Annotated in this window: 12 protein-coding genes; all 12 read right to left on the reverse strand. The window is 43.0% G+C overall.

The features are described 5' to 3' along the window. Positions 1–39: 39 nt before the first annotated feature. The 12 genes from G6W41_RS04755 to gatA all read right to left on the reverse strand — a co-directional run bounded on the left by G6W41_RS04755 (position 40) and on the right by gatA (position 12106). Positions 40–2250 (reverse strand): endonuclease MutS2, encoded by a 2211-nt coding sequence (locus G6W41_RS04755; protein WP_194170778.1) that lies wholly within the window; start codon positions 2248–2250, stop codon positions 40–42. After that, positions 2247–2591, reverse strand: a complete 345-nt coding sequence (locus G6W41_RS04760; RefSeq protein ID WP_194170779.1) for a hypothetical protein — start codon at positions 2589–2591, stop codon at positions 2247–2249. The genes G6W41_RS04755 and G6W41_RS04760 overlap by 4 nt, the downstream gene beginning before the upstream one ends. Beyond that, complete coding sequence (locus tag G6W41_RS04765; RefSeq protein WP_149709920.1) at positions 2585–2902, reverse strand: hypothetical protein; 318 nt, start codon at positions 2900–2902, stop codon at positions 2585–2587. Before G6W41_RS04765 ends, G6W41_RS04760 begins: the two co-directional genes overlap by 7 nt. Then, positions 2902–4209, reverse strand: a complete 1308-nt coding sequence (murC, locus tag G6W41_RS04770; protein WP_194170810.1) for a UDP-N-acetylmuramate--L-alanine ligase — start codon at positions 4207–4209, stop codon at positions 2902–2904. The genes G6W41_RS04765 and murC overlap by 1 nt, the downstream gene beginning before the upstream one ends. Before the next feature lie 86 nt (positions 4210–4295). Beyond that, the gene (locus G6W41_RS04775) at positions 4296–4649 is read right to left on the reverse strand and encodes an MmcQ/YjbR family DNA-binding protein (protein WP_194170780.1); all 354 of its coding nucleotides are present in this window, start codon (positions 4647–4649) and stop codon (positions 4296–4298) included. 315 nt (positions 4650–4964) lie between these two features. Continuing rightward, the gene (locus G6W41_RS04780; RefSeq protein ID WP_194170781.1) at positions 4965–6500 is read right to left on the reverse strand and encodes a flavocytochrome c; all 1536 of its coding nucleotides are present in this window, start codon (positions 6498–6500) and stop codon (positions 4965–4967) included. 152 nt (positions 6501–6652) lie between these two features. After that, positions 6653–7210, reverse strand: coding sequence for a DNA-3-methyladenine glycosylase I (locus tag G6W41_RS04785; protein ID WP_194170782.1), 558 nt, complete (start codon positions 7208–7210; stop codon positions 6653–6655). Continuing rightward, positions 7207–8001, reverse strand: a complete 795-nt coding sequence (locus G6W41_RS04790; protein WP_194170783.1) for a carbon-nitrogen hydrolase family protein — start codon at positions 7999–8001, stop codon at positions 7207–7209. The genes G6W41_RS04785 and G6W41_RS04790 overlap by 4 nt, the downstream gene beginning before the upstream one ends. Beyond that, positions 7994–8185: an exodeoxyribonuclease VII small subunit gene (gene xseB, locus G6W41_RS04795; RefSeq protein ID WP_004317712.1), complete on the reverse strand. Its 192-nt coding sequence runs from the start codon at positions 8183–8185 to the stop codon at positions 7994–7996. Before xseB ends, G6W41_RS04790 begins: the two co-directional genes overlap by 8 nt. Positions 8186–8188: 3 nt before the next feature. Continuing rightward, entirely contained in the window at positions 8189–9295 is a 1107-nt protein-coding gene (gene metX / locus G6W41_RS04800) for a homoserine O-acetyltransferase MetX (protein ID WP_194170784.1), read from the reverse strand. Then, positions 9295–10743 carry an IMP dehydrogenase gene (gene guaB / locus G6W41_RS04805; RefSeq protein WP_194170785.1) on the reverse strand — a complete coding sequence of 483 codons (1449 nt, stop codon included), beginning with the start codon at positions 10741–10743 and terminating at the stop codon, positions 9295–9297. The genes metX and guaB overlap by 1 nt, the downstream gene beginning before the upstream one ends. A 4-nt stretch (positions 10744–10747) precedes the next feature. After that, positions 10748–12106: an Asp-tRNA(Asn)/Glu-tRNA(Gln) amidotransferase subunit GatA gene (gatA, locus tag G6W41_RS04810; protein ID WP_194170786.1), complete on the reverse strand. Its 1359-nt coding sequence runs from the start codon at positions 12104–12106 to the stop codon at positions 10748–10750. Between the last annotated feature and the right edge of the window lie 79 nt (positions 12107–12185).

The following is a 12185-nucleotide window of genomic DNA, read 5'->3' on the forward strand; positions in this document are numbered from 1 at the left end:
AATAAAAAATTTCTTTCATTTTTTAATTAAAAATTTAGCTCAAAGCTTAACGATCTTTGCACCGTATCCGCCTTGATTTGCCGGTGCATCGTGAAATTCTTTCACGCTTGGATGCTCTTTTAAGAAATTTTTAACAGCAAAGGCGAGCTTGCCAGTGCCGATACCGTGAAATACGCTAACCTCGTCAAATCCCATAACAAGACTATCTGAGATAAATTTATCAAGCTTAGCTATCGCCTCGTCAGCTCTCATGCCGTGTAGATCAAGCGAGAGTGAGGCCGTTTTTGGCTTATCAACATTTAGGCTAACGCTGCTTTTTTTAGGCGGCGCCACTGCCACTTCGTTGCCATTTTTTCTTAAAAGCTCGAGTGGCACGCGCAAATTTATGCCATTTGACTCGATCATCGCGTCATTTTTAGAGATGCTTAAAACCGTGCCTTTTATATTTTCATACTTCACTCTATCGCCTACTTTTAGGCTCTCTCGCTCAGTTTTTTTGGGCTTAACGATGGCAGCTTTTTTCTCATTTGCCACATTTAGCGCTCTTTGCTTGTCTTTAATGTCCTTGAAATTTATAACAGCTTTTGCCGCATTTATCGCTTCATAATACTCTTTTTCAAGGCGCGAAATAGTCGCATTTAGCCTGATCTCATTTTTCTCTTTTAGCTCTTTTTGCTCCTCAAGCAAGCGCTCCAGCCGCTCCTCTTTTGACGTGACCTCTTTTATCCCCTCATCAAGCTTGGTTTGTAAATTTAGCGTCTTTGTGATGATCTCGTTTAAATTCTCTTTATCTTCGCCATAAATTTTCTTTGCCTGCGCCACTAAATTTTGAGATATGCCATATCTTGCCGCCGTTTCAAAGGCGTAAGACTTGCCGATCGTGCCCTTTAAAAACTCAAATTTAGGCCTTTGAGCCGCCTCGTCGTAAAGTGCCGCCACTAGCTCAACCTCTGGGTTCTTAGCTAGCAACATCGCAAGGCGCTTGTGGTGGGTCGTGATGATCATTTTGATATCTTGAGTGATGAGACGCTCTATCATGACGCCATACAAGCTCGCAGCCTCCTCAAAGTCGGTGCCAAGCTCGATCTCGTCGATGCCTATGATGATCGATTTTTTAGTAAAAAGCTTTGCAAAATGCACCATCCTGCCAGCAAAGGTCGAGATGTCGTTTTTCACGCTTTGCGGATCTTCTATGATCGCGTCAAATTCTTTAAAAGAGCCGATCGTTGAGCGGTTTGCGTCGATACGCATAGGCAGCAGATACTTTGCAAGCAGCGTGGCTGAGATGATTGATTTTAAAAGCATTGATTTACCACCAGCATTTACGCCAGTAATGAGAAGCACCTTTTTACTAAAATCCACACTCACGCTCTTTGGATTTTTTAGCGCTGGGTGAGCAAATTTCTCAAGCTTGATAACGTGCGAGCTGTTTGGCAAAACAAACTCATAGTCACGTGATCTAGCCAAATTTACACGCGCTTGATACGCGTCAAACTGATCAAAAGCGTTATTTATAAATTTCAAAAAAAGAAGGCTCTTGCTCATCTGCAGGCTAAATTTCTTGCAGTGCTCAAAAATGATCTCCTCTTTTCTATCAAGTAGCTCGCTTTGCTCCTTTTTTAGGCGCTCGGTGCTTGCAGGTGCGACGTAGAAGTAGCCGCCTGAGCTTCTAGCGATCACGGTGCCTTTTAGGGCGTGATTAAAGCCGCCACGCACCAAAAGTGCCTCTTGCGAGTTGATGTAGTGCGTCTGGGTATCTACAAGATAGAGCGTGATGTGCTTTGAATAGATGAGTTTTTTAAGCTCAGCGTCGATCTGGCGCTTTTTCTCGCTAAAGGCCTGCTTTATCGCAGCAAATCTCTCATCCACGCTGTCACTAAACTCGCCGTTTTCATCAAAACTGTTTGCCATCTGGCTCATCGCTTCAGGGATTTCAACCTTTGCGATCCACTCGCCAAGCCTGCCTTCAAATTTTTGCTTTTTTAGATATGAAAAATACTTAATGATCTTTGCAAACTCGTAAATTTCGCTGATGTGAAGCACTGCTTGCTTGCTAAGTCTCATAAGCGCGTCATCAAGCTCTTTTATCTCATCAGGTGCCTTAAAATCATACTTTGAAAGCTCGCTAATGTTTTCAAAGTGGATTTTGCTGTCACCTTGTAAAAATAGCGGTTTTTGCCTTGCTAAAAAGGAGTTAAATTTATCCAGATACTCGCCTAGATCTAGCTTTAAAAATATCTCTTCAGTCATTGCTCGCAACTTTTTATAGGTACGATGACGCCTGAAAGCTCGCTAAATTCTCGCTTTGGCAAAAAAGACGCCGTGCCAAATTCGTAGTTAAATTTCTCAGCGCTCACGTTGTATTCGCCACATTTTAGTGTTTTACCCTGCTTAAAGTCGGTCACTAGCTTTGAGATGGTGTCCTCGCTTTTTGATAAATTCTCTTCATAAAAATATACACAAACAAGGACCGCTACAAGCACCGCACTCACGGCTGCTTTGATGCTTTTGCTGATCTTTTCATCTTTTATCGCCCAGATCGCTCCAAAAAGTAGCATCACGCCGGCGATTATTATCAAATTTCTTACCATTTTACCCCTTTATATTTTGCGATGAGCTCCTTGTAAAGCTCAGGATGAGGCTTGATCTTTTCTAAAATTTCCACTCTAACTTCGCTGATATCTTGCTTTTCAACCAGCAAGCAAACGGCTAGATACGGGGCATTTGGCAGCATATCTTTTATCTGAACACTACTTAGCTTTTGTGACCTTGCAAGGGCTATTAAAATATCTTTTTTGCCTAAATTTATAAGGCTAGAAATTTCATCCTCGCTTAGCTCTTTTTCTTTTATCTCTTTTAAAATTTCATTTTCATCTTGAGGCTTAAAAGTGCTTAGATCCATTAGTAGCCGCCTCTTAGTTGCACGCTGATATCGCCCGCTCCAAAGCCAACTACGATGCCGTCGCTTAGGCGGTTTTTCACGCCAAATTCATCTGTAAATTCTATCCCCTCTTCAACCCTCTCGACCTTGTCTGTAAAGATCGGGTTATACTCGCTAAATTCGCTCTTCATATCAACTTCGATCGGATTTTCTCCGGCTGCATAAACTGGCAAGATGACAAGCTCATCAACGCCCTTAAAGCACTCTTTAAAGCCAGGTAAATTTGTGCTAAGCCTTGTGTAGCGGTGTGGTTGAAATATCGCTGTGACGCTCTTTATACCTAAAATTTTTGCGTATTCAAAGACTGATTTTAGCGTCGCTTTTATCTCGGTTGGATGGTGCGCATAGTCGTCAATAAGGACAAAATTTTTGTTTGCACTAAGTATGTCAAAACGTTTTTTGATACCTTTAAAATTTGATAAATTTTCTCTTATGTCTTTTAGTGGCGTCTCGTGCATCGCAGCTAGAATAGCCAAAGATGCGTCTATGGCGATGTGCTCGCCCATGCCAAAGGCTTCAAATTTGCCTAAATTTTTAAGGTTAAAGCTGGTGTATGGCTGATAGTCTCTTACAACCATCGTAAGCTCGGTGATATCACTGCTTGGATAAAGCCTGATCGCATCAAGCTTAAGCGTGCTCAAAAACTCGTCCTCAGCGTTTATCACTCTAACCTTTGCGCGCTCCAAAAAGCCCTTGTAGGCTGCGTAAAATTTAGCTAGATCATAATCGTAGTGCTCCATGTGCTCTGGCTCTGCGTTTGTTACGATAGCTAGATATGGGTTTGAGTTTAGAAAGCTAGAGTCGCTCTCATCAGCCTCAAATACGACGTTATCGCTTTTGGCGTAGCGCATATTTGAGCCAAACTGCTTTGAGATGGCGCCAATGATGACTGAGCCTTCTATTAGGCTTGCTAGCATCGCTGAAGTAGTACTTTTGCCGTGCGCGCCAGCTACTGCAAAGACGCACTTATCTTCAAGCACATAGGGCAAAATTTCTTTTCTTGAAAAGCACTTTATGCCCTTTCTTCTAGCCTCCACTAGCTCGATATTGTCCTCTTTTATCGCAGCTGAATAGACCACAAAGTCTTGGTCTTTTATCGCCTCTTTGCAGTGTGGCGTGATGACCTCGATACCTTCATCTTTTAGTTCAAGCGTCGTCTTGCTCTCTTTGATGTCGCTGCCGCTTATCTTGTGGCCTTTTTCGTGTAAAAATCTAGCGATGGCTGAGATGCCGATGCCACCGATGCCTATGAAATGGACTTTTTTGATCTCGTTGTTTAGCTCTTGCAAATTTTATCCTTAAGTTTTTCGTGATTTTAACAAAAACTACTAAATTTAAGGCTGAAAAATGGCTTTTATTTGCTTAAGCTAAAGCTTTCATCTATCAGGTCAAAAACGGTTTTTTGCGAGATTTTGGAGTTTAAATTTACGCTTATCCAGTGCTTTTTATTCATGTGATATGCTTTAAAAATTTGCCGCTCATCAACTAGCACCATGGCTAGATCTGGGCTACATTTTAGATTTAAAACCTCTATCATCTCATCACTTTCAAGACCAAGCTTGCTAGCGTTTAAATGCATAAGTAGCGCAAACCACTTCTTGTTTTTCTTGTGACGAAAGACGCTAAATTTTGGATATTTTGGGAAAATTTGCTCACCTAAAATATCAAATTTCTCTTTTACATATTTTTCAATCTCACTTCGTTTCAAATTTCTCTCCGAAATAAAATTATCATTTTTTTAAATCCCCTAAACCCCTCGCACGTTAGAGATTGCTGTGCTTCACACAGGTTTAGTGATTTGTAAATTTTAAAATTTCATGAGCGAGCAATTTCGGCTCTAAATTTTGAGCTAAGCTGTAAGCGAAGTCAAAATTTAGTAGTCAATTCTTGTGAGCGAATGAAAGTTTTTAAATTTACTAATAAAAAACAAAATTTTAAACTCTGTACCGATGATATGGAGGCTAGCATTGCCTGCCTAAGCCAATGACAAAACAAACTGCCTCCAAATTTAGCACGAGTAAATTTAGATGTTCTCCCCAGCTATCATGCCAAATGTCAAGCAGTCAAGTATCGCGCAACTACCAAGTCTGCTAGCTCCGTGCGTGCCGCCAGTGACCTCTCCAGCAGCGTAAAGTCCTTTGATCGGCTCATCGTCGATGTTTAGCACCTGAGCTTTGGTGTTGATCTTTACGCCGCCCATTGTGTGGTGAAGCTTTGGAGCGCCACGCATAGCGTAAAATGGAGCTTGTGAGATGGTGATGCCATCAGTTAGCTTGATTGGCTTATCAAAATCCTCATCCTTGCCTTTTTTAACAAATTCGTTGTATCTCTCAACCGTTTTTTCTAGCTCGCCAACTGGCATTTTGTAGTATTTAGCAAGGTCTGCTAGCGTGTCAAATTTCATTATGACGCCGTTTTTCATAGGATTTGCAAGGTCGCTCTCGACTAGCTTTGCAGCAGCTACTGAGTCACATAAATTTATAGGATAGCTATCATTTTTAGCGTCGATTATCCTAAACATAGCATCAGCCCTTATCTTGCGGTCAGCAAGCTCGTTCATATAGCGTTTGCCGGTCTTTGGATCGACTGAGATGCCGTATCTAAAGGCAGCTTGCGAGGCAAATTTACTTGTGATGCCGTTGCCTTTTTCGTCAGGGCATTTATATGGGATGTATTGTATCCAGCCGATTTGCACAGGCAAAGCGCCTATTTTTAGGGCTGAGATCAAAGCACCTGCAGTTGCGCCTGGGTGGTTTGTGGTGTCAAATTCAGGCACAGCGCGTGGGTCTTGAAGCTTTCTAAAAAATTTATCACTGCAAAAGCCGCCGCTTGCTAGCACGACGCCCTTTTTAGCCTTTATAAATTTACGCTCGCCGCTTTTATTCTCTTTGTCATCGCTAAATAAATTTTTGTCAAATTTATAGTCATTTCGCACCGCAACGCCTACTATTGCGCCATTTTCATCGGTTACAAACTCATCAAATTTGCACCTTGTTCTTAGCTCGCAGTCTTGTAAATTTTTAAACGTCTCAGCTAGAGGCTGAACGATGCCAGAGCCGCTTGTGTTTTCGGTGTAATAAGTCCTTGGCACGCTGTGACCGCCCTCAAGAAGTAGCTTGTCTAGGTATTTTGCGCCGTGTTTTACGGTGAAGTTAAAAGTATCGACCGCTCTATCAGCAAGGATGCCAAGAAGCTCCACGTGGTTTAGCCCAAGGCCAGCTTTTACGCAGTCTGAGATGAAGAGCTCTTTTGAGTCTTTGACTCCATTTTTCTTTTGAAGTTCGCTGTTTGGCACGGCAAAAATTCCGCCATTTATTACAGAGTTGCCACCAACGCGTCCCATTTTTTCTAGAATAAGCACCTTGTTGCCGCGCTCATTTGCCTTGATACCAGCTGCAAGGCCTGCAAAGCCGCTACCGATGATAACGACATCCCACTCCTCGTCAAATTTGACATCTTTATCCCTGAAAACTGGCATATCGCTCGCATAAACTCCGCTTGCGGCCAAGGCTGAAACAGCACCAAATTTTATAAACTCACGTCTTGAAACTTTACTCATAGCGTCTCCTTTTTAGTATTACGCCAAAGCCTGTAAATTTTAAATTTACACCTTTGTTCAAACCCTTTGTGATTACTAAAATTATAGGATTATTTATGGTAAAGATTACTTAAAATTATTTATTTTACATTAAGATTACAGTAGTGGCGAGCTTAAATTTTGCCCTTGCAAAAGCACTCGTTTTCGTGATCATCGATGACGCCAACGCCTTGTAAAAATGAGTAGATGATCACAGCGCCTACAAATTTAAAACCACGCTTTTTCATATCTTTTGAGATGTGCTCTGAGAGCTCACTGCTTGCTGGCATGTCCTTGGCGCTTTTTACGTCATTTATCACGCGCTTGCCATTTGTAAATTTATAGATGTAGTTATAAAACGAGCCAAACTCAGCACAAAGTCCTAAAAAAGCCTTGGCATTTTTTGGCAGAGAGTAAATTTTAAGGCGGTTTTTGATCGCTCTATCGTCGCTTAAAAGGCTTTGAAGCTTTGCCTCGTCATAGCTAGCGATCTTTTTTGCGTCAAAGCCATCTAAAATTTGAACAAGCCCGGCTCTTTTTCGTAGCACATAGTCCCAGCTAAGACCTGCTTGAAAGCCCTCTAAAATGAGCATTTCAAAAAATTTCTTATCATCTTTGACCGCCCTGCCCCACTCACAGTCGTGATAGCTCTTGCTAAACTCGCTCTTTTTGGCCCAGGCGCAGCGCTTCATCTTTTAAATTTAGCCTCTATCTGCATAAAGCCCCAGGTGCTTCTAGCCTCGCTAAGCTCCTTTTTACTAAGCTCATCGATCATCATCTCTTCATTTTTGCCAAGCCTGTTTTTAACCTCGCCAAATGGGCTAATAAGCATCGAGTCGCCGTAAAAACTCCACTGCTCGTCCTCGCTCTTGTGGCTCCCCACGCGATTTACACGAAGTACATAAACGTTGTTTGTAAAGGCTCTAACCTTTAAAAGCTCCTCCCAACGCGCCTGCGAGAAAAACGTGCAAGCCGTTGGCACAAGCACGATATCGACCTTTTTAGCGCTCATATACGCCCAGCACACGTCAAAATGCGCCTCAAAGCCAAACATAACTCCAACCTTAAATTTATCGTATGTAAAGATAGGTAAATTTAGCTCCTCGCTTGCGTTGCTAAAAAACTTTGCCTCGTTCCAGTGCGCGTAAGGCATGAGGATCTGCTGATCATATAGCTTTACTTGAGTTTGGCTAAATTTAGCTAGGCTCTTATAAATTTCTTTGCCTTTTAAATTTATGATAGGTGCGATGATGTTTAGATCGTACTTTTTTGCCATCGCAAAGAGTGCCTCTTTTTTGCGCTCGCTCTGCTCTTTTATGAGGCTTTTTGGCATGCTGGCAAGCTCTTTAAAGAAGCTATTTAGCACATATTCGCCAAGGACAACCAGCCTTGCGTTTTCATCAGCGCAAATTTTAAGGTAATAATCAAGCCTCGCCTCGCTCAAAGGCTGCGTTGGTAGCTGAAGGGCGCAAATTTTACTCATCATCCACCTGCTTTATGCTAAGTTTTGCGTTTTCTAAAATTTCTCTTGCCTCGTTTAAGAGCTTTTTACCCTGCTCGTGCAGCTTTATGCTGTTTTCTAAGCTCACATCATCTTTATTTAGATCGTTTAAAATTTTATCAGCTAGGGCTAATTTTTCTTCAAAACTTTGCTCTTTTTGCTCCATTTTCTATCCTTTTAATATATTTTTTATATATCCATCAAATTTTTCTATCTCAACCAAAAAGGCGTCGTGGCCGTAGTTGCTATCTATCTCTACAAAATTTGTCTTTGCGCCTCTGCCCATCTCGCAAAGTGCGTCATAAATTTCTCTCATGCAGCTTGGCGGAAAGAGTAGATCACCTTTGAAAGCGATTAGATGCAGATTTGCTTTGATCGGCGCAAGGGCGTCTTTTAGGCTATCGTAGTGCCTTGTGCAGTCAAAGATATTCATCATCTTTACGATATATAGGTAGCTTAGTGGGTCAAACCTCTTTGGGAAGTTGTAGCCGTTATACTCCATGTAGCGATCGACCTGAAAATGTCCAAAAAGATCGTAAAGGCCGTCGGTTTCGACGTAGTTGCGTCCAAATTTTTTATCCATGCTATCAGGGCTTAAGAAGCTGATGTGCCCTGCCATCCTGCCGTAAGCCATGCCTTTTAGCCCATTTTTTCTTATAAATTCCGCGTCGTATTCGCCGTTTTTGAAATTTTCATCGTTTAAAATGGCTTCGATGGCGATCTTGTTAAACGCTATCGCCCAAGGCTTAGTCTGATAGGTGCTTGCAAGCATTATGATATCTTGCGCAAATTCTGGAAACTCGATAGCGTAGCAAAGTGCCTGCATACCGCCAAGACTGCCACCTATCACGGCTCTTGCCCTTGTGATGCCAAGCTCGCTAAATAACCTCATCTGCGCCTTTACCACGTCACTTATGGCAAGGACTGGAAAATTTAGCCTATACTCTTTGCCGCTACTTCGATCAACGCTTAGCGGCGAGGTCGAGCCAAAGCACGAGCCTAAGATATTTACGCAAATAACGTAAAATTTATCGGTATCGACCGCCTTTTTGCTGCCTATTAGCCCGTCCCACCAGCCAGCTTTCTCATCGCCTGCGTAGGTGCCAGCAGCGTGGTGCGAGCCAGTTAGGGCGTGACAGATCACGATAACGTTGCTTTTATCAGTATTTAGCGTGCCGTAAGTCTCATAAATAAGCTTGAAATTTGATAGCATACGGCCACTCTCAAGGTAGAGTGGCTCGTTAAATTTAATAGTTCTAGTTTGCAGGTCTAACACTAATTAACTTTGTAGTTTGGTGCCTCGTGAGTGATAACCACGTCGTGGACGTGGCTCTCTTTTAGTCCTGCGCTTGTTATCTCGACAAATTCAGCTCTTTCTTGAAGAGTTGGGATATCTTTTGCACCGACATAGCCCATAGCGCTTCTTAGGCCGCCTATTAGCTGATGGATCACATCTTTTATGCTGCCAGCAAATGGCACACGGCCTTCGATGCCTTCAGGCACAAGCTTGTCTTGAGCGGTGCCCTCTTGGAAGTAGCGGTCTGAACTTCCCTTTGTCATAGCGCCGATTGAGCCCATGCCGCGATATACTTTGTACTGGCGACCTTGGAATGTTATAAGCTCGCCCGGGCTCTCTTCGCAACCTGCAAGCAAGCTACCAGCCATAACGCAAGCTGCCCCTGCTGCAAGGGCTTTTGCCACGTCGCCTGAGTATTTTAGTCCGCCGTCAGCGATAACTGGGATGCCATATTTCGCTGCTTCGCTTGCGCAGTCGTCAATCGCTGAAATTTGAGGCACGCCAACGCCAGCAACGATCCTTGTGGTGCAAATAGATCCTGGTCCGATACCCACTTTTATGCCGTCAGCTCCTGCTTCTGCTAGGTCTTTTACGGCTGCTGGGTTTGCGATATTGCCAGCTACGACATCAACTTTAAAATTTGCTTTTACCTCTTTTAAAGTGTCGATGATGCCCTTTGAGTGGCCGTGAGCTGAGTCGATGACGATGACATCTACGCCAGCATCAACTAGCGCTTTGGCGCGGTCTATCTGACCCACGCCAATAGCCGCAGCCACGCGAAGTCTGCCGTAGCTATCTTTGTTTGCATTTGGATACTCTTTTCGTTTTTTTAGATCTTTTATGGTGATAAGGCCGTCAAGTCTGCCATCTTTATCGACGATAGGTAGCTTCTCAACTCTATTTTGAGAGAAAATTTTCTCCGCATCATCAAGCGTGCAGCCCTTTGGCGCAGTGATAAGCGGTGCTTTTGTCATGCGGTCTTTTACCAAAGTGCTCATATTTGTCTCAAATCTCAAATCGCGGTTTGTTAAAATTCCTATTAGCTTACGGTCTTTGTCGATGACTGGAACGCCTGAAATATGAAGATCTGACATAAGGCTTAGAGCTTCAGCCACGGTCGCTTCTGGATTTATAAAGATAGGATCGATGATGACGCCACTTTCGCTTTTTTTGACGCGTTTGACCTCTTTTGCTTGGCTTTCGACGTCCATATTTTTGTGGATAACGCCGATACCGCCGAGCCTCGCCATCATGATAGCAGTTCTATGCTCAGTCACCGTATCCATCGCAGCAGAGACCACTGGGATATTTAGCGTGACATTTTTGCTGATTCTGGTTTTCACATCAACTTGCTTTGGCAAAATTTCAGAGTATTGTGGCACAAGAAGCACATCCTCAAATGTTAAAGCTCTCTTTACTATCTTCATATTTTTATCCTTTTATTAAATTTTCTAGGCTCTTAGCACCATTTATCAAGGTCTGTTCGTCCCACGCTTTTGCGATGAGCTGGGCGCTCACGTTTAAATTTTGATCGTCTTTGCCAACTGGCACAGAGATAGCTGGTAGGCCTGCTAAATTTACGCTGATCGTGTAAATGTCGCTTAGATAGGCTTGAAGCGGATCGCTGTGTGCTCCAAATTTATAAGCTGTGCTTGGAGCAACTGGCATGAAGATGAGATCATTTTCTTCTAAAATTTTCTCGTACTGAGCTTTTATATGCGCTCTTGCTTTTTGCGCTTTGATGTAGTAAGCATCGTAGTATCCGCTACTTAGTACAAATGTACCAAGCAAAATTCTTCTTTTTACCTCTTCGCCAAAGCCCTCTGAGCGTGAATTTACATATAGCTCTTTTAAATTTCTAGCATCTGCGCGTCTGCCGTATCTTACACCGTCATAGCGACTTAAATTTGCGCTTGCCTCTGCGGTTGCTATGATGTAGTAGGCTGCGACATCATATTTTGAATCTTCAAAATTTGTGTAAGTTACGCTGTGTCCGTGTGATTTTAGCTTCTCGATCGCTAAATTTAAAGCGACTTTTGTCTGCTCGCTTGCGTTTTCTACGTAGTTTTTGATGACACAAATTTTTAGCTTTTTGTTGCCGTCTATATTGTCGCTAACGCTAACAAATGGCACATCTGCGCTCGTGCTATCTTTTGGGTCATGTCCAGCGATCGCGTCATATAAAATGGCTGCGTCTTCTACGTTTTGAGCGATTGGACCTATTTGATCAAGGCTGCTTGAGTATGCGCCAAGGCCATATCTGCTCACTCTGCCATAAGTTGGCTTAAGTCCTACGCATCCGCAAAATGCCGCTGGCTGGCGGATCGAGCCACCAGTGTCGCTACCAAGTGCGGCTACTGCAAGGCCAGCTGCGACTGCTGCTGCTGAGCCACCGCTACTGCCACCTGGGACGTGAGCGTGATTTAGTGGGTTTAGTGTTTTGCCATAAAATGAGCTCTCAGTCGTGCTTCCCATCGCAAATTCGTCCATATTTGTGCGGCCAAATGGAGCTAAATTTTTGCTAAGTAGCTTCTCTATAACGGTTGCGTTATAAGGTGCTACGTAGCCTTGTAAAATTTTAGAAGCGCACGTGACACTCCAGCCTTTTACTTGGATGTTGTCTTTTATAGCGATAGGCACGCCCTCGCCTAGTTTTGCGATCTCTAAATTTGCTAGCTGCTCGACATAAGCGCCAAGCTCTTTTTCTTTTATGATCTTTGCCTCAAGCTCGGCTCTTAAATTTTTTATCTCTTCAGCTGAAAATTTCAAAGCTTCTTTTAAAGTTACCACTATTTTTATCCTTTAAATTTATTAACCAAAAATATGCCAAACAAGCTAACAACGACCACCGCAGCGATCGTTGCTATTA

It is taken from the genome of Campylobacter concisus (assembly GCF_015230035.1).
Taxonomy (GTDB): domain Bacteria; phylum Campylobacterota; class Campylobacteria; order Campylobacterales; family Campylobacteraceae; genus Campylobacter_A; species Campylobacter_A concisus_BK.